The sequence below is a fragment of the Streptomyces sp. NBC_01451 genome (assembly GCF_036227485.1).
In the GTDB taxonomy this organism is placed as follows: Bacteria; Actinomycetota; Actinomycetes; order Streptomycetales; family Streptomycetaceae; genus Streptomyces.
The window spans coordinates 8,075,010-8,096,061 of sequence record NZ_CP109479.1; the positions used below are offsets into that span (position 1 = coordinate 8,075,010).

Consider the following 21,052-nt stretch of genomic DNA (forward strand, 5'->3'; position numbering starts at 1 on the left):
AGGAGCAACGCAAGTGAGCAGCAACAGCGGTGACGTACGGCTCTGGGGCGGCCGTTTCGCCGACGGTCCCGCCGAGGCCCTGGCCAAGCTGTCCGCGTCCGTCCACTTCGACTGGCGGCTCGCGCCCTACGACATCGCCGGATCGCGTGCCCACGCGCGCGTGCTGCACAAGGCGGGCCTGCTCACGGACGACGAGCTGACGCGCATGCTGGCCGGCCTCGACCAGCTCGAAGCGAACCTCGCCGACGGCACCCTCGTCCCCACGACGGCCGACGAGGACATCCACACGGCCCTGGAACGCGGCCTGTTGGAGATCCTCGGCCCCGACCTCGGCGGCAAGCTCCGCGCCGGCCGCTCACGCAACGACCAGGTCGCCACGCTCTTCCGCATGTACCTGCGCGACCACGCCCGGACGATCGGCGGTCTGATCGCCGACCTCCAGGACGCGCTGATCGGCCTCGCGGAGGCCCACCCGGACGTGGCGATGCCCGGCCGCACCCACCTCCAGCACGCCCAGCCGGTCCTGTTCGCCCACCACGTCCTGGCCCACGTCCAGCCCCTGTCCCGGGACGCGGAGCGCCTGCGCCAGTGGGACGAGCGCACCGCGGTCTCCCCGTACGGCTCGGGCGCGCTGGCCGGTTCGTCCCTCGGCCTGGACCCGGAGTCGGTCGCCAAGGACCTCGGCTTCGAGCACGGCAGCGTGGGCAACTCCATCGACGGCACGGCCTCGCGGGACTTCGTCGCGGAGTTCGCCTTCATCACGGCGATGATCGGGGTCAACCTCTCCCGGATCGCCGAGGAGATCATCATCTGGAACACGAAGGAGTTCTCCTTCGTGACCCTGCACGACGCCTTCTCCACGGGCTCGTCGATCATGCCGCAGAAGAAGAACCCGGACATCGCGGAGCTGGCGCGCGGCAAGAGCGGCCGTCTGATCGGCAACCTGACGGGCCTCCTGGCGACGCTGAAGGCCCTCCCGCTGGCGTACAACCGCGACCTCCAGGAGGACAAGGAGCCGGTCTTCGACTCCTGCGACCAGCTGGAGGTCCTGCTCCCCGCCTTCACCGGCATGATGGCCACGCTCACCGTCCACCGCGAGCGCATGGAGGAACTGGCCCCGGCCGGCTTCTCCCTCGCCACCGACGTCGCCGAGTGGCTGGTCAAGCAGGGCGTCCCCTTCCGGGTCGCCCACGAGGTCGCCGGCGAGTGCGTGAAGGCCGCCGAGGCGGACGGGGTGGAGCTGGACGGCCTCACCGACGACCAGTTCGCGAAGATCAGCGCCCACCTCACCCCCGAGGTCCGCACGGTCCTCAACGTCCACGGCGCCCTGGCCTCCCGCAACGGCCGCGGCGGTACGGCCCCGAGTGCGGTGGCGATCCAGCTGGCAGAGGTGAAGGCGGACGTGGCGGCCCAGCACGAATGGGCCACAGCCAAAGAGAAGCGGTAGAGGAGCGCCCCTCGAGGGGTGCGGGGAACTGCGCGAGCAACCACAACGCACCCGCCAGATCGCCGCACAACCCGGTCGCTGAAGCGAAGGTCGTCGCGGGTTACGTTGGTCAGGAACCGTACCGGACCCGACCGAACGGAGCCCGCGATGCCCTTCACCCGACTGGCCACAGCGACAACCCCCACCTGCCACCTCGGACTGGGCCTCGCCGCAGTCGGCCGCCCCGGCTACATCAACCTCGGCCGCGACCAGGACCTCCCGGACGACCGCAGCGCCGACGCGATGCGCCACCGCACCCACGAACTCCTCGACGCCGCCTACGCGCAGGGCGTGCGCTACATCGACGTCGCCCGCTCGTACGGCCGCTCGGAGGAATTCCTCGCCGAATGGCTGAACGCGCACCCCGACATCGACGACGTCGTGATCGGCAGCAAGTGGGGCTACACCTACACCGCCGGCTGGACCACCGACGCCGAGCGGCACGAGGTCAAGGACCACAGCCTCCAGACGTACGAGCGCCAGCGCGCCGAAACCGATCAGCTGCTCGGCACCCGCCTGGACCTCTACCAGATCCACTCGCTGACGCCCGACAGCCCGGCCCTGTCGGACAAGGAACTCCATGCCCGTCTCGCGGAGGCCGCCGCGGAGGGCCTGACCGTCGGCTTCTCCACCAGCGGCCCCGCCCAGGCCGACACCGTGCGCGCCGCCCTCGCCGTCACGGTCGACGGAGAACCCCTCTTCCGTACCGTCCAGTCGACGTACAACGTCCTGGAGACCTCCGCCGGGCCCGCTCTGGCCGAGGCCCACGACGCCGGGCTGACGGTGATCGTCAAGGAGGGCATGGCCAACGGCCGCCTCGCCGCCGGCCAGGCACCGGACGCCGTGCGGGCGGTCGCCGGGGAGACAGGGCTGGGCGCGGACGCCGTCGCCCTCGCGGTGGTGCTGCGGCAGCCCTGGGCGGGGGTCGTGCTGTCCGGCGCGGCCACGGCGGGCCAGCTCGCCTCGAATCTGCACGCGGCGGTCGTCGACCTCGACGAGGACCACCTGTCGCGCCTGGCCGCGCTGGCGGAGGAGCCGCACGTCTACTGGGAGCGGCGCGCGCGGCTGCCCTGGCACTGAGGTCGTCGTCGAGCGGGCAGGCATGACACACACATGCCCTTGATGAGACAAAGATGTCTCATATGGTTTATCGTTGTCTCATGGCCGTCGACCGTGAACACGTGCTGCGCAGCGCAGCCGCCCTGCTCACCCGGAAATCCACGTCCACCATGGACGAGGTCGCCAAGGCGGCCGGAATCAGCCGGGCCACGCTGCACCGCCTCTTCGCCGGGCGGGACGTACTCGTACGGGCTCTCGAAGAGCTCGGCATCGAGGAGTGCGAAGCGGCTCTGACGGCCGCGCGACTCGGTGACGGCGCCGCCCAGGAAGCCGTGCGCCGCCTGGTGCGGGAACTCGAACCGGCCGCCGGACTGCTCGCGTTCCTCTACACCGAGAACCAGCTGTTCGAGGGCGAGGAGCAGAACGAGGGCTGGGCCCGGATCGACGCCGCCGTCGCCGCCCTGTTCCGGCGCGGCCAGCAGAGCGGCGAGTTCCGCATCGACCTCACCCCGGCGTGGCTCACCGAGGCGCTCTACGGGCTCATGGCCTCCGGTGCCTGGGCCGTGAGCGAGGGCCGGGTCGCGGCCAAGGACTTCAACCACATGATCGTCGAGCTGTTGCTCGGCGGCGCACTACGGAGAGAGGAATCATGACCAGCACCCTGCAGCCGGCCCGCGCGACGGAGGAAGAGAGGCGTCCGGGCCGCTGGCTCGCACTGTCCGTCCTCGTGCTGGCCGTGCTGCTGGTGGCCGTCGACGCGACCGTTCTCGGTCTCGCGACCCCCTACATCAGCGAGGACCTGAAGCCCTCCGGCACCCAGTTGCTGTGGATAGGTGACGTCTACTCCTTCGTCATCGCGGGTCTGCTCGTCTCCATGGGCAGCCTCGGCGATCGCATCGGCCGCAAGCGGCTGCTGCTCATCGGCGCGACCGCGTTCGGTCTGGTGTCGGTCCTCAACGCCTACGCGTCGACACCGGAGTTGATGATCCTGGCGCGAGCGCTGCTGGGTGTCGCGGGCGCGACCCTGATGCCTGCCACGCTCGCCCTGATCCGCAACCTCTTCCACGACCGGCGCGAACGCAGCCTCGCCATCGGCATCTGGGGCGCCACCGCCTCCGCCGGTACCGCGGTCGGCCCGGTCGTCGGCGGCTTCCTGCTCGAACACTTCTGGTGGGGCTCGGTCTTCCTGATCAACCTGCCCGTGATGGTGGTCCTCGTCCTCGTCGGCATCAAGCTGCTCCCCGAGTCGCGCAACCCGGCGCCGGGCCCGTGGGACCTGCGAAGCGTCGTACTGTCGCTCGTCGGCATGATCGGCATCGTGTACGGCATCAAGGAGGCGGCGTCACACGGCTTCTCATGGCCGGCCCTGGCCGCGGCGGCCCTGGGCGGCGCGGCTCTGTACAGCTTCGTACGCCGTCAACTCACCCTCCCCATACCCCTCCTGGACATGCGGCTGTTCCGCGACCGGGGGTTCAGCGGGGCTGTGCTCGCCGACCTGCTGACCATCCTCGGACTGTCCGGACTGGTGTTCTTCCTCTCCCAGTATCTGCAACTGGTGCAGGGCCGGGGGCCGTTGGAGGCGGGCCTCGCCGAACTGCCCGCCGCGATCGGCGCGGTGGTGGCAGGTCTGCTCGCCGGTGCGGCGGCCCGGCGCTACTCGGTGCGGGCCGTTGTCTCGGGCGGCCTCGCGGCCATAGGCCTCGCCCTGGCGGCGCTCACCGTGCTGGACCGGTCGACCGGCTATCCGCTGCTCGGCACCGCGCTGCTGGTCGTGGGTGTGGGCGCGGGCCTCTCGTTCACCGTGACCTCCGACGTCATCCTGGGCAGCGTTCCCAAGGACCAGGCGGGTGCCGCAGCCGCGGTGTCCGAGACGGCGTACGAACTGGGCGCCGCCCTGGGTATCGCCCTGCTCGGCTCGATCGTCACGGGCGTGTACAGGAATTTCCCCGCCCCGACGGGCACACCCGCCGCGGCCCACGAATCCCTGGGCGGCGCGGTGGAGACGGCGGCGGGCCTACCGACGCCCACGGCGGAGGCACTGATTCACGCGGCCCGGGAAGCGTTCACGGACGGCATCGCGTTGGCGGCGGGCGCAGGAGCGGTGGTGCTACTGGCTGCGGCGGGCGCGGCATGGGTACTGCTTGAGGGGCAGAGGCTGGAAGGCCGAGGCGATCACCCCTAGCGTGCGGCCCTGATGGCACCGGGTGCGCGCGGCTTTTGGGGGCGCGGGGAACTGCGCGACAAGCCACAACGCACCCGCACCCGACAAACAACCCGCAAAACCCCTACGCGGCCTTCGCCTTGGTCGCGTACATGTCCACGTACTCCTGCCCGGACAGCCGCATGACCTCGGTCATCACCGAGTCGGTCACGGCGCGCAGCACATACCGGTCCCGGTCCATGCCCTCGTACCGGGAGAACTCCATCGCCTCACCGAACCGCACCGTGACCCGCCCGGGTCGGGGCATCCCCGCCCCGCCGGGCTGCAACTTGTCCGTGCCGATCATCGCGAACGGCACGACCGGCGCGCCCGTCATCAGGGTCAGCCGGGCGATACCGGTACGCCCCCGGTAGAGGCGCCCGTCGGGGGAGCGCGTGCCCTCGGGGTAGATCCCGAACATGCGGCCCTCCTCCAGCACCCGGCGGCCGGTCATCAGCGCCGCGACACCGCCGTTGGCCCCGTCCCGGTCGACCGGGATCATGCCGACGCCGGTGAAGAACCAGGCCATGAGGCGGCCCTTGAAACCCTTGCCGGTGACGTACTCGTCCTTGCCGATGAACACGACCTGCCGGTCGCAGACCAGCGGAAGGATCATCGAGTCGATGAACGTGAGGTGGTTGCCCGCGAGGATCACCGGGCCGTCTCCGGGGATGTGCTCCACGCCTTCCACCCGTGGGCGGAACATCAGGCGCATGATCGGTCCGAGCAGTGCCTTGATGAGCGCGAAGCGGGACAACAGGCCCTCCGGTGTCAAGGGATCGGTATAAGTCTGTGCAGGTGAGGACGATACTCGCGCCTCGGGGGGTAACGCACATCGGGTTCACCGAGTGCTTACGTACTGTTGACCCGCGTTTACCTGCGGTGGCGCGGTGTTGCGGGGAGGTGACGGTCCGCCACGAATGTGACGCAGATCGCGCGAGTCGGAAGAGACACGCCGACCGCGTACCCGCCGCGCCCGTGTCGATGCCGACATCCGGCGTGACCCGTGTGTTCCGCCCGAGGTCTCCCTGTCGACATGTACACGCGCCTACGATCGGTCCGTTTGGACAGATGACGGTGCGGCAGGAGAGGCGCTCATGGGCACGCTGGAGTCGAACGGACATGCGCAGGGGGAGTCGGCGGGGACCGGGCGGCGGACGCTGCTGGGAGCCGCGATGCTGGGTGCGGGCGGTGCGGTCGTCGGACTGCCCGGCGCGGCGAGAGCCGACGCCCGGGCCGCCGGGCAGGACGCGCACCGGGACGTGAAGCACGGAGGCGGTGGCTTGAAGAGCCTGCCCGTACCGACGATCATCGGCCACCGGGGCGCCAGCGGCTACCGCCCGGAGCACACCTTCGGGTCGTACCAGCTGGCCCTCGACCTGGGCGCGGACATCGTCGAGGCCGGTGACCTGGTCCCCACCAAGGACGGTCACATCGTCTGCCGCCACGAACCCGAGATCGGCGGGACGACGAACGTCGCCGACCACCCCGAGTTCGCGAGCCGCAGGACCACCAAGGTCCTGGACGGTGTCTCCCTCACCGGCTGGTTCACCGAGGACTTCACGCTCGCCGAGCTCAAGACGCTGCGCGCGATCGAGCGCATTCCGGCCAACCGCCCGCACAACACCCTCTACGACGGCCGCTGGGAGATCCCCACCTTCGAAGAGGTCCTCCGATGGCAGGACGAGCAGACCCGCAAGCGCGGCAAGCAGGTCTGGATCTACCCCGAGACCAAGCACCCCACCTACTTCCGGGCGCTCGGCCTGGGCCTGGAGGAGCGGGTCGCGAAGCTGCTGCGCAAGCACGGCAAGGACGGGAAGAACGCGCCGGTCATCCTCCAGTCCTTCGAGCCGACGAGCATCCAGCGCCTGAACCGGCTGGTGGGCAACCCGCTCGTCGTCCTCCTCTCGGCCGCGAACACCCGCCCCTGGGACTTCGTGACGAACGGCGACCCCCGTACCGTCGCCGACCTGATCAAGCCGGCCGGCCTGAAGGAGATCGCCTCGTACGCCCAGGGCATCGGCCCGACCCTCGACCTGGTCATCCCGAAGGACTCGACGGGTGCGCTCACCTCGCCGACCACCCTCGTCGCCGACGCGCACAAGGCCGGCCTGATCCTGCACCCGTACACCATGCGCAACGAGAACCCCTTCCTGCCGGCGAACTTCCGCAAGGGCACGGACGTGGACGCCTACGGAGACGCCTTCGGCGCCTACCGGACGTACTTCGCGACAGGCATCGACGGCGTCTTCACGGACAACGCGGACACGGGTGTGCTGGCCCGCACGGACTTCCTGAACGGCTGAGGGGTCCCGTCAACGGCTGAACGCCCGGCCCCGGTTGGGGTGACAACCGGCCGCTCCGGCAACCTCCCGCCGGGGCGGTCGCGTCGTGCCGCACATGACCCACGACCTGGTTTCCGATCTGCGCCCCCTGCTCGCCGCCGAGGCCTCGGCGGAGGCATACGCCTCCGGCGCCGAACCGGGCGACCTGGAACAGGCGGTCTGGCTCCGCCTCCTGGAACGCCTCGACTCCGACGGCCCGCCGGCCGACCCGCAGAACTGGCTCCGCCGGGCCGTCCGTTCCGAGGCCCGCCGCAGCCGCCGTACCGCCCGTATCGAACGGCCGTACGGCGACCGGCCCGCGGCCGACGACGGACCGGGCCCCGAGCAGCTCGCTCTCACCGCCGCCCGGCACCGCGCCCTGCGTGACGCGGTGCGCAGGCTGCCCGGCCGCTGCCCGAGCCTGCTGGAGGCGCTGCTGTCGCCGAAGGACCTCACATACCGGGAAATCGCGGGGGAGTTGGGTATCTCACAGGGAAGTCTTGGTCCGGAACGTTCCAGATGCCTGGGATGTCTCCGTCGTTTGCTGACACCGGAGGTTGCGGCCCGCGAAGCGCGGGGATAGGAGTGAGGACATACGACTGAGCAGGTGAGCGGGAGGCGTGCACACATGGGCATGAGCGTGACCATCTCCGTGGCGACAGAACGGGACGCCGAACAGATCTTCCGGCTGCAGTACCTGTGCTTCCAGAGCGAGGCCGCTCTCTACGGCAACTACCGGATCGATCCGCTCGTCCAGTCCCTGGACTCCGTGCGGGAGGAAGTCGGCGCGGACTGCGTCTTCGTGGCCCGGCTGGGCGAGGAGGTCGTCGGCTCGGTGCGCGGCACGCCGAACGCCGACGGCACGGCGTCCATCGGCAAGCTCTGCGTCCACCCCCGCCTCCAGGGCCACGGCATCGGGGCCCGCCTCCTGCGCGCGGCCGAGTCGGCGCTCGCGGAGGAACGCGGTGCCAAGAGGTTCCGCCTCAGCACCGGCCACCGCAGCGACAAGGGCCTGCGCCTGTACCGCCGCGTCGGCTACGAAACGGTGGGCACGGACAAGGGCAACGACGGCGTGCCGATGATCGTCCTGGAGAAGCCGGCGGAGACCTACGCGGCAACGGCGTAGTGCCTTCAGGGGGGCGGGGAACTGCGCGACCAGCCACATGTGGCTCGTGGTCGCGCAACAACCTCAGCCGATCTCCCCCCGAGGCGCACGCGCCTGACGCAGCCAGTACATCGCGGAGACGGGCAGCAGCACAGGGATGAACAAGTACCCCATCCCGTAGTCGGACCACACGGTCGAGTCGGGGAACGCGGACGGCTCGACCAAGGTCCACGTACCCACGATCAACACGCCGGCGAGTTCGGCGGCGCAGCAGACGAACGCCGCCCTGCGTGCCCTCTCCCCACCCCGCACCAGCGAGTACGTGATGAACCCGTACACCACACCGGCGACAGCCGACAACGAGTAGGCGAGCGGCGCGTGCCCGAACTCGGTCGAGATCTGCACGGCGGAGCGCGACACCGCGCCGACGACCATCACGCCGTACAGCCAGACCAGCAGCATCCCCGGCCCGCCGATGAGCCGCTTCCGTACCGGCTTCTCCTCCGTGGACCCGGCCATGGGCTCCTCCGTGGTGGCCATCTCACCCTCCCCAGATGTCATAGAGCCGCACCTCCAGCACGGCCAGCACCACACCGCCGGCGGCGACCGTCACCGAGCCCCAACGGGTGCGCTCGGCCAGCGACATGAACCCCGTCACCGGTACGCACGCCAGCGCGCCCAGCAGATACGCCACGAAGATCGTCGTGCCCTGTTCCGGCTTCTCGCCCCGGGCGAGCTGCACGACGCCTACCACCAGCTGGACCACGGTGAGCAGTGTCACCACGCCCATGCCGATGAAGTGCCAGTCCTTGGTGGGCTGATCGCGGGAGGCGGCCCAGCCGCACCAGGCGGCGAGCGCGAGAGCGGCGACGGCGGTCGCGACCGTCAGGGCATCAAGCATGCCGCGACCCTATTACGGCTCAAAATGCCTGGTGCGGTCGGCCCCGCGTCGTACGGGAGGGCGACAGGAGTGGCTGATCCATGTCCACGCCTGTCCGGAATATGGACAAGCGTGGACGACCGGTTCTTGGTCGCGTCCATACGTCTGCTTTACTGATCGCATGACCACCACGAGCAGCCGCATCCTTGCGACCGAGGCGACCCTGACGCCCGGTGCTCGTTGTATGTGTCGAATGTGCGCCTTCTAGAGGGCCCCCGGACCAACCCCTGAGCCTCGCGCCCCCGAAGCGAGCCACCGTGGCATGTCCGTACGCCGCAGCCGTATGACTCCTCCGACTCATACCCGGCATTCGCATACGTGACCGAGCCGCGCCGCGCACATCCTCTTCCCGTGTCCGGGCACACCCACGCCCGCGCACTCGACAGTGACGGAAACCCCTGTGATCACCACGTCAGGCCTCACGAAGGTCTACCGCTCGCGCGGTCGTGAAGTCACCGCCCTCGACGGCGTCGACCTGCACGTCCGCGAAGGCGAGGTCTACGGCGTCATCGGCCAGTCCGGTGCCGGCAAGTCCTCGCTCATCCGCTGCGTCAACCTCCTGGAACGCCCCACCGCCGGCACGGTCACCGTCGCCGGGCAGGACCTCACCGCCCTGGCCGGGCGCGGACCGAGGGCGGGCCGGGAACTGCGCCGGGCGCGCAGCCGTATCGGCATGGTCTTCCAGCACTTCAACCTGCTCTCCACCCGAACCGTTCAGGACAACGTCGAGCTGCCGCTCGAAATCCTCGGTACGTCGGGCAAGGAGCGGTCCCGCAAGGCCCTGGAACTGCTCGACCTCGTCGGCCTCTCCGACAAGGCCACGGCCTACCCGGCACAGCTCTCCGGCGGGCAGAAGCAGCGCGTCGGCATCGCCCGCGCCCTCGCCGGGGACCCCAAGGTGCTGCTCTCCGACGAGGCCACCAGCGCCCTCGACCCGGAGACCACGCGTTCCGTCCTCCAGCTGCTGCGCGACCTGAACCGGCAGCTGGGGCTCACCGTGCTGCTCATCACGCACGAGATGGACGTCGTCAAGTCGATCTGCGACTCGGCCGCCCTCATGGAGAACGGACGGATCACCGAGTCCGGCACCGTCAGCGAGCTGCTCGCCACCCCCGGCTCCGAACTGGCCGCCGCGCTCTTCCCGGTCGGCGGCGACGCCTCCGGGGACGACCGCACGGTCATCGACGTCACCTTCCAGGGCGACGCCGCCGCCAGGCCCGTCATCTCGCAGCTCTCGCGCACGTACAACATCGACATCTCCATCCTCGGCGCCGCGATGGACACCGTCGGGGGCAGGCAGGTCGGCCGGATGCGCATCGAACTGCCGGGCGGCTACGAGGAGAACGTCGTGCCGGTCGGCTTCCTGCGCGAGCAGGGCCTTCAGATCGAGGTCGTCGAGCGCGCGGACCGGGAGACGGGCCGGGAGTCCGTGCTGGTGAAGGACGGTGCCAAATGACCTGGTCCGAAATGCGGCCCCTGCTGGAGCAGGCGTGTTGGGACACCCTCTACATGGTCGGCTGGTCCACGCTGATCGCCGTCGCCGGCGGGCTTCCGCTGGGCATCCTGCTGGTCCTGACCGACCGCGGCGGGCTCCTTCAGAACGTCCTCGCCAACAAGGTCGTCGGGCAGGTCGTGAACGTCGCCCGCTCGATGCCGTTCATCATCCTGATGGTCGCGCTGATGAGCTTCACGCGGGCCGTCGTCGGCACGACGATCGGCCGTGAGGCCGCCATCGTGCCGCTCGCCATCGGCGCGATCCCGTTCTTCGCCCGCCTCGTCGAGACGGCTGTCCGCGAAGTGGACCACGGGCTCGTCGAGGCCGTGCAGGCCATGGGCGGCAACACCTGGACCGTCGTCCGCAGGGTCCTCGTACCCGAGTCCCTGCCCTCGCTGATCTCGTCGGCCACCACGACCGTCGTCGCGCTCATCGGCTACTCCGCGATGGCCGGTACGGTCGGCGCGGGAGGCCTCGGCGACATCGCCATCCGCTACGGCTACCAGCGTTTCGAGACCGGCCTGATGTGGATCACCGTGGCGATCCTCGCGGTCGTCATCTCCGTCATCCAGTTCGCCGGCGACCTCGCGGCCCGCAGGCTGCACAGGCGCGGCGGCGGATCCGGGTCCGTGCCGACGCTCCGGCTGCTGAAAGCGCGGCCGAAGGCGAGCCCGGCGGCCGGGGAATCGGCTGCTGCGAACGCCGGCAGGGCTGCCTGAGAGCAGCCGGGCACGCCCCATTCATCCCTCCCACCCACCCGCGGATTTCCCCGTACCACCCATCACGGGGACAGTCACACCCACATGGAAAGGCACTTTTCGTGCGTAACGTCATAAAGCTCACCGCTGTCGCCCTCGCCACCGGAGCCCTCACCCTGGGTCTGGCCGCGTGCGGCTCCGACAAGGACTCCGCCTCCGACACCAGCGGCCCACTGGTCGTCGGCGCGAGCACCGTCCCGCACGCCGAGATCCTCACCTACATCAAGGACAACCTGGCCGAGAAGGCGGGACTCGACCTGGACGTCAGGGAGTTCACCGAATACGCCACGCTGAACCCGGCGACCGAGGACGGGTCCGTGGACGCCAACTACTTCCAGAACCAGCCGTACCTCGACGAGTTCAACCAGAAGAACGGCACCGACATCGTGCCGGTCGTCACCGTGCACCTGGAACCGCTCGGCCTCTACTCGAAGAAGCTGAAGTCGGCCGACGAGCTGAAGAGCGGCGCCACCATCGCCGTCCCGAACGACACGGTCAACGAGGCCCGGGCCCTCAAGCTCCTCGACGCCAACGGGATCATCACCCTCAAGGCCGGGGTGGGCAACGCCGCGACCCCCAAGGACATCGCCGAGAACCCCAAGAACATCGAGTTCAAGGAGCTGGAGGCGGCCCAGACCCCGCGCTCCCTGGACGACGTCGACGCCGCGGTGATCAACGGCAACTACGCCCTCGAAGCCGACCTCTCGCCCGCGAAGGACGCCCTCGTCTCGGAATCCCCCAAGGACAACCCGTACGGCAACTTCCTCGCCGTGAAGAAGGCGGACGAGGGCGACCCCCGGGTCGCGAAGCTGGCGAAGCTGCTCACCTCCGCCGAGGTGCGGAAGTTCATCGAGGACAAGTACGACGGCTCCGTGATCCCCTCCTTCTGATCCGGCCGCCGTCAGGTACCCGCCACCTGGGTACTTACCGACACGTACGGGGTCCGCGCCCTCACGGGGTGTGGACCCCGTGATGCGGCTGTGGCGCCGCATGCTGCATGCTGGGCAGTTCATCAGGCCTTGCGGGTTCGAAGGTTTCGAAGGTTACGGAGTGGCGCATGACGAGCACCTTTCCCAACATCTCCATCAGCACGGAGCGGTTGGTACTGCGCCCCCTCGACGAGGACGACATCCCCGCGCTGGCCGAGATGATGAACGACGAGCAGGTCGCGGCCTGGACGGACGTCCCCCAGCCCTTCACCGAGGAGGCGGCCCACACCTGGATCACCGAGTACGCGCCCGCCGAACGCACCGAGGGCCGTGGCCTCGACTTCGCCGTCACCGAGTTCCTCACCCAACGCCTGGTCGGCATCGTCCAGTTGTCCAAGACGAACTGGCACATCCGGTCCACCGAACTGTCGTACATCATCGCCCCCTGGGCACGCGGCGAGGGCTACGCCTCCGAGGCCGCGCTCGCCACCTCCCAATGGGTGCTCGGCGACCAGAAGTTCGAGCGCGTCGAACTGCGCACGGCCGCCGACAACACCGCCTCCCAGCAGGTCGCCCAGAAGATCGGCTGTATCAGCGAGGGCGTCCTGCGCGGCGCCTGCATAGCGCACGTCCGTACCGAGGACGGCACCTGGACCGACGAACGCACCGACTTCATCGTCTGGAGCCTGCTGCCCGAGGACCTCGAAGGAGCCGGCGAGGACCTGGCCGACACCAGCGGTTTCACGTCGTACTCCGACTGGAACTGAACCGAGGGGTACGCGACCGGACACTCCGGGAACACCCGATACGCTCACGGAGCCCCGGTACGGCGACACCGTACGGGATGCCCCTGGTTCCCCAGCCGCCCGCCGACCGCGCCGAACCCTCTGGAGACTGACGACGATGGCCGACCGGGTCACGGTGATCGGCTGGGACGGCACGCCCCTGAGCGCCACGGCGTGCTCCGCCCTCGGCGCCGCCACGCTGGTGGCCGGCGCGCCGCACCATCTCGCCCTTCCAGAAGTGCCCCCGGCCGCCGAACGCGTCCGCCTCGGCAGCGTCGACCTGGCGGCCTCCCGTATCGCCGGCCACCGCGGCAGCGCCGTCGTCCTCGCCGACGGGGACCCCGGCTTCTTCGGTGTCGTGCGCACCCTGCGCAACCCCGAGTTCGGCCTGGAGGTCGAGGTCGTACCCGCCGTGTCCTCGGTGGCCACCGCCTTCGCCCGGGCCGGCATGCCCTGGGACGACGCCCAGGTCGTCGTCGCCCACCGCCGAACCCTGCGCCGCGCGGTCAACGTGTGCCGCGCCCACACCAAGGTCGCCGTCCTCACCTCGCCCGGCGCGGGACCCGCCGAACTCGGCCTGCTCCTCGACGGGGTGCACCGCACCTTCGTCGTCTGCGAGGAACTGGGCACCGCACGCGAACAGATCACGATCCTCACCTCCGACAAGGCCGCCGACCGCACCTGGCGCAACCCCAACGTCGTCATCGTCATCGGCGGCCCGGCCGCGGCGGGCGGCGACAACGACTGGATCGCCGGCCGGGACCCGGCGGCAGGTCCCCGCGGCTGGGCACTGCCCACCGAGGCGTACGGGCACGGCTCCACCGGATACGCCGAGGGCGAGACGGAACTGCTGCGGGCGGCCCAACTCGCCCGCCTGGGACCGCGCGTGGGCGACCTCGTCTGGGACATCGGCTGCGGCGGCGGCACCTTCGCCACCGACGCGGCCCGCAGCGGCGCCGCCGTCATCGCCGTCGACCGGGACGTGGACGCCTGCGCCCGCACCGACTTCGCCGCCCGCCGCTTCGGCGTCCAGCTCCAGATCGTCCGGGGCGAGGCCCCCCACGTCCTGGAGGACCTCCCCGAGCCAGACGTCGTCCGTGTCGGCGGCGGGGGAGCGGCGGTGGTCTCCGCGGTCGCCGACCGGCGCCCGCAGCGCATCGTGACGCACGCGGCGACCCGCGACGCGGCGGAACTCGTCGGCCGTGACCTCACCGAACACGGCTACCGGGTCGAGTGCGCCCTCCTCCAGTCCGTCGAGCTCGACATCCGGGCCTGGACGGAGAAGGAGCGGAGCGTCGCGTTCCTGCTCACCGGAGAACTGCTGCGGCGCGATGGGGGTACCCCCAGGCGTTGAGCACTGGGGGAGCCTCGCTGAGGGGGGGTGCTCGGGCGACGGGCGGGCCCTGCCCGACCGCGCCCCCTGACGCCGGTTGCCGTCCCGTGATCCTGTTGTCGTACTGCGCGCGGTAGGCTGGCCGACCGTTGCACTGCACTCGGCGGCCCGGCACTTCGTAGCCCAATGTCCGGAAAGCGCACCCGTTTTGGGGTGAGTGTGGTATGGCGGAACCGTTGGGGCGCGCAACGTGGCGCAGTCCACAGCGGTCCGTGGCGGATCAAGGTGCCGCTACGGCGGAACGGCCGCAAGAATGCCAGTTGATGGCGACAATGCCAGTTAGTGGCTTTGTCGTCTTTCTGGGACGGGTCGTTCGTGCCGCTGGGCGCGCATGCTCGTTCTTCACTACGGGGCGACCGGTGAGCCGTTACGGGCGAGCTGGTCGTAGAAGCACTAACCGATGGGCGAGGGGTACGCATGACCGACACCGGCCAGGTCCCGGCCGAGGGGCTGCCGGAGAACGCAGGCATGGTGGAACAGCCGGGCGTTCCCACGCACGGTGCGTACACCTACCTCTCCGAGACCACCGCCGAGGACGAAGACCTGCTGCTGCTCCCGGGCGCCCAGAGCGCCTGGGGCAACGAGGTCGCTCCACCCGCCCCGGCACCCGTCGTCGAGGCCGTGCACGAGCCCGGCCCGCACGAGACCGGTGGCCGTGACAGCGGCTCGGTCGACCTGAGCGCCGTCCGGCTGGCGACGCAGGCCTCGGTCTCCCAGGCGACGGCGCCGACCGCGCCCCGCCGCCCGCTGCACCTCGGTCCGCCGACCCCCGACGCCTCCGCGAGCCCGGTCCGCTCCCTCGCCGACCGCGGCCCGGCAGGCATGACCGCACCGGTACGCCAGCTCGGTACGCCCGCGCAGGCACCCGTCCCCGACTACCTCGACGCGGCCCCTCTGCTCGCCGAAACGGCCCCGCAGGGCGCGGCTCCCTGGGGCGCCCAGGCCCCGGCCCACGCAGCGGTGCAGGCCGCGCCGGCCCCGCCGCTGGTGAGCGAGGTGGCACACCCTGCGGAAACGGTTGTTCCACTTCTGGCGGAGCACTCGGCACCGGAGGCGGCGCCCGGGGCGCCCGAGATCCCGGAACAGGCGGACCCCGTAGCGGTCCTCCAGGACGCGACTGCGGAGGCCTCGTACGAGGAGCCGGAAGGCGCCCACGAGACGTCCGGGCCCGCTGCCCCGCAGGCGGCTCATCCGCCGGAGAGCGCGTACGCCGTCGAGGCCTCCCAGGTCCCGGACCCCGCCGTGGCGTTCCCCGCTGCCGGGGGCCCCGAGCCGGGCGCCGTCCCCCCGGCTCCTCCCGTGCCCCCCGAGGCGGCGCAGGGACCACAGGAGTCCGAGGACGCCCTTGCCGTCGTACCAGAGGCCGAACCCGTAGTACTTCCGGAGGCGGAACCCGCACCCGAGGCGTCGTTGGTACCCGAAGAGCCCGTCTCGTCGGACACGCGGCTCGTCCCCGACGCTCCGGTGGCGCCGGAGGACCGGTTCGCCCCCGAGGCCCACGAGGAAACCGCCGCGCACGTGGCCGCGCAGGCTGCCCCCGAGGGCGAGACGCAGGAGGTGGACCCCGGCGACCACGTCGAGGCACCGGGTGTCCTCGTGGAGGAGTTCCCGGCTCCGCCGGCCTTGGAGGAGCCCCCGGTCGCCCACCTGGTGGACCCGGCGTCCCAGCCCGTGGACGCCGCCCAGGTGACCGAGGCCGCCACGCCCGCGGAACCCCTGTACGAGGCGGTACCGGCGGAAGAGCCCGCCCCCGTACCGGAGTACGTCGCCGCGGAAGGGCAGCAGGCCGAGCCCGAGGCCGTCTTCGCGCCGGTCGCCCCGAGCGGCCACGCGCACGCCCCGGAACCCGCTGTCGTCGCCACCCCCGCCGCCGAGCAGTACGCGGAGCCCGCCGAGGAACCCGCCCCGTTCGCCGGGCCGACCGACCAGCCGCACCTGCCGGCCGAGCCGCAGTTCGCCGAGCCGGTGGGCGAGTTCGTCCCCGTGGACGGCGCTGTGCCCACCACCCCCTACCTGGCCCCGACGCCCCCGCACGGGTTCGTCCTCGCCCCGGAGGAGGAACCCGCGCCTGCCCCGGTGAGCGCCCTCCGGCCTCCGCACCCGGAGCCGGAGCCGGAGCCGGAAACCGCGGAGGCCGGGGTTCCGGTCCTCCCGGAGGCGGAACCGGCCCCCGACCCCGACCTCGACGCCGTGCAGGTGGCACAGCAGGCGGCGGACCTGGACACGAGGGGCGCCGACCTGGAGGAGCAGGAAGAGCGGGAGGCGGGCGAAGAGGGCACGGCCGCGGTGGAGGACGTACGACAGTCCACCGGCCCCGCCGCCCCCGGTTACGACGACGCCGAGCGCGAGGCCGTGCTCAAGGTGATGCGTGAGCGCCGGGACATCCGCAACGGCTTCCGCAGCGACCCGATCCCGCACGACGTACTGCTGCGCGTGCTGGAGGCGGCTCACACGGCGCCGTCCGTCGGCCACTCGCAGCCGTGGGACTTCGTCGTGATCCGTTCGGCGGAGACCCGCGGCACGATGCACGAACTGGCCGCGCGGCAGCGGGAGGCGTACGCCAGGTCGCTGCCCAAGGGCCGGGCGAAGCAGTTCAAGGAACTGAAGATCGAGGCCATCCTCGACACCCCGGTCAACATCGTCGTGACCGCCGACCCGACCCGTGGCGGCCGGCACACCCTCGGCCGGCACACCCAGCCGCAGATGGCGCCCTACTCGTCCGCGCTCGCGGTCGAGAACCTGTGGCTCGCGGCCCGCGCCGAGGGCCTCGGCGTCGGCTGGGTCAGCTTCTTCGACGAGCGCGAGATGGTCAGGGCCCTGGGCCTGCCCGAACACCTGGAGGTCGTGGCCTACCTCTGCGTCGGCTACGTCGACGAGTTCCCGGAGGAGCCCGAACTGCTGCAGGCGGGCTGGTCCAAGCGCCGCCCGCTGTCGTGGGTCGTGCACGAGGAGACGTACGGCCGTCGCGCGCTGCCCGGCGAGGAGCCGCACGACCTGCTCGCCGAGACCGTCGCCAACATCCGCCCGCTGGACGCCAAGGCGCTCGGCGAGGCGTGGGAGCGCCAGAAGCGCATGACGAAGCCGGCGGGCGCGCTCGGCATGCTGGAGATCATCTCCGCGCAGCTGTCGGGACTGTCCCGGATGTGCCCGCCCCCCATCCCCGAGCCGGCCGCGGTCGCGATCTTCGCGGGCGACCACGGAGTGCACGCCCAGGGTGTCACCCCCTGGCCGCAGGAGGTGACCGCGCAGATGGTCGCCAACTTCCTCGGCGGCGGCGCGGTCTGCAACGCCTTCGCGAACCAGGTGGGCGCCGAGGTCTGCGTGATCGACGTGGGTGTCGCCTCGGACCTGCCCGCCACCCCTGGCCTGCTGCCGCGCAAGATCCGCGCGGGCACGTCCGACATGACGACCGGCCCCGCGATGACCCGCGAGGAGGCCAAGGCGGCCATCGAGGTGGGCATCGAGACGGCCCGCGACCTGGTGGCGGCCGGCAACAAGGCCCTGCTCACGGGCGAGATGGGCATCGCGAACACCACGGCGTCGGCGGCCCTGATCTCCGTCTTCACGGACACGGACCCCGCCGAGGTCACGGGCCGGGGCACCGGCATCAACGACGAGACCCTCGCGCGCAAGACCGAGGTCGTCCGCCGTGCCGTCGACTTCCACCAGCCGGACCCGGCCGACCCGATCGGCGTCCTGGCGGCGGTCGGCGGCTTCGAACACGCGGCGATGGTCGGCCTTCTCCTCGGCGGTGCGTCCCTCCGTACGCCGGTGATCCTGGACGGGGTCAGCGCCGGCGCCGCCGCCCTGGTGGCCCGCGCGATCGCCCCCGAGGTCCTGGCCGCGTGCATCGCGGGCCACCGCAGCGCGGAACCGGGCCACGTGGCGGCCCTGAACAAGCTGGGGCTGCGTCCTCTGATCGACCTGGACCTCCGCCTGGGCGAGGGCACGGGCGCGCTGCTGGCCCTCCCGATGGTCCAGAGCACGGCGAGGGCGATGCACGAGGTGGCGACGTTCGACTCGGCCGGAGTGACAGAGAAGTAGGAACACTTCTCGGCGCCGCCCGGCTGTGGGCAGTCGTTCCGCCGGGGCGGAACGGGTGGCCACAGCCGGGCGGCGGACCCGCACGTATCGGGGGCTCCGGGGGCGGAGCCCCCGGCTTCGGGAAGGGGCGGGCTCGTGGAGGCGGGAACCCCGGCCCCGGGCCCCACCCCACCCGCAGCGTAAAATGCGCACGTCAGGGCCCGAACCCGAGCCCAAGGACCCTGATCAGAACCGCCCGCACGAGGGAGCCGCACCCCCATGGCCGAACACCCCGCCTACCCCGTAGGCCTTCGCCTCACCGGCCGCCGAGTGGTGGTCCTGGGCGCCGGCCAGGTGGCCCAGCGCCGCCTGCCCGCCCTCATCGCGGCGGGCGCGGACATCCTCCTCGTGTCACCGGAGGCGACCCCTTCCGTGGAGGCGATGGCGGACGCGGGCGAACTCACCTGGGAGCGCCGCCCCTACGCGGACGGCGACCTGACGGACGCCTGGTACGCCCTGATCGCGACCAGCGACGCGCAGGCCAACGCCCAGGCCTCCGCCGAGGCCGAACGCCATCGCGTCTGGTGCGTCCGCTCCGACGACGCCGACGCGGCGACTGCCTGGACCCCGGCCACCGGGCACAGCGAGGGCGTCACGGTCGCCGTCCTCACCACGGACGCCAGGGGCCGCGACCCCCGCCACACCGCAGCCATCCGTGACGCGGTCGTCGAGGGCCTGCGAGACGGCACGCTCGTCGCGCCCCATTACCGCACCCGCGCTCCCGGCGTAGCCCTGGTCGGCGGCGGCCCCGGCGACCCGGACCTGATCACGGTCCGGGGCCGGCGCCTGCTCGCCGAGGCGGACGTGGTGATCGCGGACCGGCTCGGCCCGCGCGACCTCCTCGCCGAACTGCCCCCGCACGTCGAGGTGATCGACGCGGCGAAGATCCCGTACGGCCGTTACATGGCCCAGGAGGCCATCAACAACGCGCTGATCGAACACGCGAAGCTGGGCAAGCGGGTCGTACGGCTGAAGGGCGGCGACCCTTACGTCTACGGCCGGGGCATGGAGGAGGTGCAGGCGCTGGCCGAGGCGGGCATCGCCTGCACGGTCGTACCCGGCATCTCCAGCTCGATCTCGGTGCCGAGCGCCGCCGGCATCCCGGTCACGCACCGCGGGGTCGCCCACGAGTTCACCGTGGTCAGCGGCCATGTCGCCCCCGACGACGAACGCTCCCTCGTCGACTGGCCGTCCCTCGCGAAGCTGACCGGCACGCTCGTCGTCCTCATGGGCGTCGACAAGATCGGCCGGATCGCGGAGACCCTCGTCGCGCACGGCAAGTCCGCGGACACGCCGGTCGCCCTGATCCAGGAGGGCACGACAGCGGCCCAGCGCCGCGTCGACGCGACCCTCGCGACGGTCGCCGAGACCGTCCGTACGCAGGACGTGAAGCCCCCCGCGGTGATCGTGATCGGCGCGGTCGTGAACGTGGGCCCGGAGGCATCGGTGTAACCCCGGGTAACACAATCCGTTCCCAGCCGTTGGCACCGCACCCAGGACAAGGCAGTATCACCCCTGTGGCCGATCTCATCACCGTCGAGGACCCCGACGACCCGCGCCTGCGCGACTACACGGGACTGACCGACGTCGAACTGCGCCGCAAACGCGAGCCCGCGGAGGGCCTTTTCATCGCCGAGGGCGAGAAGGTCATCAGGCGGGCCAAGGACGCCGGTTACGAGATGCGCTCGATGCTCCTGTCCGCGAAGTGGGTCGACGTCATGCGCGACGTCATCGACGAACTCCCGGCTCCCGTGTACGCGGTCAGCCCGGAACTCGCCGAACGCGTCACCGGGTACCACGTGCACCGCGGCGCCCTCGCCTCCATGCAGCGCAAACCGCTCCCGACGGCGGACGAACTCCTGCAGACCGCACGCCGGGTGGTGGTCATGGAGTCGGTCAACGACCACACCAACATCGGCGCGATCTTCCGCAGCGCCGCCGCCCTCGGCATGGACGCGGTCCTGCTCTCCCCGGACTGCGCGGACCCCCTGTACCGGCGCAGCGTCAAGGTCTCGATGGGCGCGGTCTTCTCCGTTCCGTACGCGCGGCTGGACAGCTGGCCCAAGAGCCTGGACTCGGTCCGCGAGGCGGGCTTCACGCTCCTGGCCCTCACCCCCGACGAGAAGGCCAAGACCCTCGACGAGACGGCCCCGCACAAGATGCAGCGCGTCGCCCTGATGCTCGGCGCGGAGGGCGACGGCCTCTCCACCCAGGCTCTGGTGGCAGCCGACGAATGGGTCCGCATCCCGATGGCCCACGGCGTCGACTCCCTCAACGTGGGTGCTGCGGCGGCGGTCGCCTTCTACGCGGTGGCGACGGGCCGCCCCACCCCTGGGCCGGGCCAGGAGGGCCTGTCGTCACATTCCCGCCTGCCCTGAGGCACCATGCACGCTCCCCCAGAGGGGACCCCCACTCGCCGCACCGGGCACAGACCCACGTGCAACCAGTACGGGGGCCTGCCCCCGGCACGCCGAGAGCACGCACCTGACGCCGCA

General features: G+C 71.2%; 18 protein-coding genes. 15 read left to right on the forward strand and 3 right to left on the reverse strand.

Annotated elements, in window-relative coordinates; all coding sequences use genetic code 11:
- Positions 1 to 13: 13 nt before the first annotated feature.
- The 4 genes from argH (at position 14) to OG595_RS35475 (ending at position 4,727) form a co-directional block, all read left to right on the forward strand.
- A complete protein-coding gene (gene argH / locus OG595_RS35460; RefSeq protein ID WP_329279311.1) occupies positions 14 to 1,447 on the forward strand; it encodes an argininosuccinate lyase in 1,434 nt (477 codons plus the stop codon).
- 147 nt (positions 1,448 to 1,594) lie between these two features.
- Positions 1,595 to 2,566, forward strand: a complete 972-nt coding sequence (locus OG595_RS35465; RefSeq protein ID WP_329279312.1) for an aldo/keto reductase — start codon at positions 1,595 to 1,597, stop codon at positions 2,564 to 2,566.
- 80 nt (positions 2,567 to 2,646) lie between these two features.
- On the forward strand, positions 2,647 to 3,198 hold the full coding sequence (locus OG595_RS35470; protein WP_329279313.1) for a TetR/AcrR family transcriptional regulator: 552 nt from the start codon (positions 2,647 to 2,649) through the stop codon (positions 3,196 to 3,198).
- Positions 3,195 to 4,727: an MFS transporter gene (locus OG595_RS35475; protein WP_329279314.1), complete on the forward strand. Its 1,533-nt coding sequence runs from the start codon at positions 3,195 to 3,197 to the stop codon at positions 4,725 to 4,727. Before OG595_RS35470 ends, OG595_RS35475 begins: the two co-directional genes overlap by 4 nt.
- 103 nt (positions 4,728 to 4,830) lie before the next feature.
- Here OG595_RS35475 and OG595_RS35480 read toward each other — a convergent pair whose 3' ends face one another.
- A complete protein-coding gene (locus tag OG595_RS35480) occupies positions 4,831 to 5,502 on the reverse strand; it encodes a lysophospholipid acyltransferase family protein (protein WP_105974211.1) in 672 nt (223 codons plus the stop codon).
- 340 nt (positions 5,503 to 5,842) lie between these two features.
- Here OG595_RS35480 and OG595_RS35485 point away from each other — a divergent pair, with 340 nt between their 5' ends.
- From OG595_RS35485 to OG595_RS35495, 3 genes are all read left to right on the forward strand, one after another.
- Positions 5,843 to 7,051: a glycerophosphodiester phosphodiesterase gene (locus tag OG595_RS35485; RefSeq protein ID WP_329279317.1), complete on the forward strand. Its 1,209-nt coding sequence runs from the start codon at positions 5,843 to 5,845 to the stop codon at positions 7,049 to 7,051.
- Between the two features lie 94 nt (positions 7,052 to 7,145).
- Positions 7,146 to 7,652 (forward strand): RNA polymerase sigma factor, encoded by a 507-nt coding sequence (locus OG595_RS35490; RefSeq protein ID WP_329279318.1) that lies wholly within the window; start codon positions 7,146 to 7,148, stop codon positions 7,650 to 7,652.
- 45 nt (positions 7,653 to 7,697) lie between these two features.
- Positions 7,698 to 8,195, forward strand: a complete 498-nt coding sequence (locus tag OG595_RS35495) for a GNAT family N-acetyltransferase (protein ID WP_329279321.1) — start codon at positions 7,698 to 7,700, stop codon at positions 8,193 to 8,195.
- A gap of 63 nt (positions 8,196 to 8,258) precedes the next feature.
- Here the strand turns inward: OG595_RS35495 and OG595_RS35500 are convergent, their stop codons facing one another.
- Complete coding sequence (locus OG595_RS35500; RefSeq protein WP_443073278.1) at positions 8,259 to 8,714, reverse strand: hypothetical protein; 456 nt, start codon at positions 8,712 to 8,714, stop codon at positions 8,259 to 8,261.
- Position 8,715: 1 nt separating this feature from the next.
- On the reverse strand, positions 8,716 to 9,075 hold the full coding sequence (locus tag OG595_RS35505; protein ID WP_329279323.1) for a hypothetical protein: 360 nt from the start codon (positions 9,073 to 9,075) through the stop codon (positions 8,716 to 8,718).
- 439 nt (positions 9,076 to 9,514) lie between these two features.
- Between OG595_RS35505 and OG595_RS35510 the strand changes: the two genes are divergently transcribed.
- From OG595_RS35510 to OG595_RS35545, 8 genes are all read left to right on the forward strand, one after another.
- The gene (locus OG595_RS35510) at positions 9,515 to 10,570 is read left to right on the forward strand and encodes a methionine ABC transporter ATP-binding protein (protein WP_329279325.1); all 1,056 of its coding nucleotides are present in this window, start codon (positions 9,515 to 9,517) and stop codon (positions 10,568 to 10,570) included.
- Positions 10,567 to 11,328 carry a methionine ABC transporter permease gene (locus OG595_RS35515; RefSeq protein WP_329279327.1) on the forward strand — a complete coding sequence of 254 codons (762 nt, stop codon included), beginning with the start codon at positions 10,567 to 10,569 and terminating at the stop codon, positions 11,326 to 11,328. Before OG595_RS35510 ends, OG595_RS35515 begins: the two co-directional genes overlap by 4 nt.
- A gap of 101 nt (positions 11,329 to 11,429) precedes the next feature.
- Complete coding sequence (locus tag OG595_RS35520) at positions 11,430 to 12,257, forward strand: MetQ/NlpA family ABC transporter substrate-binding protein (RefSeq protein ID WP_329279329.1); 828 nt, start codon at positions 11,430 to 11,432, stop codon at positions 12,255 to 12,257.
- Between the two features lie 167 nt (positions 12,258 to 12,424).
- Positions 12,425 to 13,063 carry a GNAT family N-acetyltransferase gene (locus OG595_RS35525; RefSeq protein WP_329279331.1) on the forward strand — a complete coding sequence of 213 codons (639 nt, stop codon included), beginning with the start codon at positions 12,425 to 12,427 and terminating at the stop codon, positions 13,061 to 13,063.
- Positions 13,064 to 13,199: 136 nt separating this feature from the next.
- Positions 13,200 to 14,435 carry a precorrin-6y C5,15-methyltransferase (decarboxylating) subunit CbiE gene (cbiE, locus tag OG595_RS35530; RefSeq protein WP_329279334.1) on the forward strand — a complete coding sequence of 412 codons (1,236 nt, stop codon included), beginning with the start codon at positions 13,200 to 13,202 and terminating at the stop codon, positions 14,433 to 14,435.
- Between the two features lie 456 nt (positions 14,436 to 14,891).
- Positions 14,892 to 18,518 (forward strand): nicotinate-nucleotide--dimethylbenzimidazole phosphoribosyltransferase, encoded by a 3,627-nt coding sequence (gene cobT / locus OG595_RS35535; RefSeq protein WP_329279337.1) that lies wholly within the window; start codon positions 14,892 to 14,894, stop codon positions 18,516 to 18,518.
- A gap of 258 nt (positions 18,519 to 18,776) precedes the next feature.
- A complete protein-coding gene (gene cobA, locus OG595_RS35540) occupies positions 18,777 to 20,009 on the forward strand; it encodes a uroporphyrinogen-III C-methyltransferase (RefSeq protein ID WP_329279338.1) in 1,233 nt (410 codons plus the stop codon).
- A 65-nt stretch (positions 20,010 to 20,074) separates the two neighbouring features.
- The gene (locus OG595_RS35545; protein WP_329279340.1) at positions 20,075 to 20,935 is read left to right on the forward strand and encodes a TrmH family RNA methyltransferase; all 861 of its coding nucleotides are present in this window, start codon (positions 20,075 to 20,077) and stop codon (positions 20,933 to 20,935) included.
- The last annotated feature ends 117 nt before the right edge of the window (positions 20,936 to 21,052 follow it).

What these genes read in the sequence shown, in the direction of transcription:
- OG595_RS35525 (WP_329279331.1), top strand. Translation starts at nt 12,425, where the DNA reads ATGACGAGCACCTTTCCCAACATCTCCATCAGCACGGAGCGGTTGGTA.
- cobT (WP_329279337.1), top strand. Translation starts at nt 14,892, where the DNA reads ATGACCGACACCGGCCAGGTCCCGGCCGAGGGGCTGCCGGAGAACGCA.
- OG595_RS35505 (WP_329279323.1), bottom strand. Translation starts at nt 9,075, where the DNA reads ATGCTTGATGCCCTGACGGTCGCGACCGCCGTCGCCGCTCTCGCGCTC.
- OG595_RS35495 (WP_329279321.1), top strand. Translation starts at nt 7,698, where the DNA reads ATGGGCATGAGCGTGACCATCTCCGTGGCGACAGAACGGGACGCCGAA.
- OG595_RS35470 (WP_329279313.1), top strand. Translation starts at nt 2,647, where the DNA reads ATGGCCGTCGACCGTGAACACGTGCTGCGCAGCGCAGCCGCCCTGCTC.
- OG595_RS35500 (WP_443073278.1), bottom strand. Translation starts at nt 8,714, where the DNA reads ATGGCCACCACGGAGGAGCCCATGGCCGGGTCCACGGAGGAGAAGCCG.
- OG595_RS35485 (WP_329279317.1), top strand. Translation starts at nt 5,843, where the DNA reads ATGGGCACGCTGGAGTCGAACGGACATGCGCAGGGGGAGTCGGCGGGG.
- OG595_RS35490 (WP_329279318.1), top strand. Translation starts at nt 7,146, where the DNA reads ATGACCCACGACCTGGTTTCCGATCTGCGCCCCCTGCTCGCCGCCGAG.
- OG595_RS35465 (WP_329279312.1), top strand. Translation starts at nt 1,595, where the DNA reads ATGCCCTTCACCCGACTGGCCACAGCGACAACCCCCACCTGCCACCTC.
- OG595_RS35475 (WP_329279314.1), top strand. Translation starts at nt 3,195, where the DNA reads ATGACCAGCACCCTGCAGCCGGCCCGCGCGACGGAGGAAGAGAGGCGT.
- cobA (WP_329279338.1), top strand. Translation starts at nt 18,777, where the DNA reads ATGGCCGAACACCCCGCCTACCCCGTAGGCCTTCGCCTCACCGGCCGC.
- cbiE (WP_329279334.1), top strand. Translation starts at nt 13,200, where the DNA reads ATGGCCGACCGGGTCACGGTGATCGGCTGGGACGGCACGCCCCTGAGC.
- OG595_RS35515 (WP_329279327.1), top strand. Translation starts at nt 10,567, where the DNA reads ATGACCTGGTCCGAAATGCGGCCCCTGCTGGAGCAGGCGTGTTGGGAC.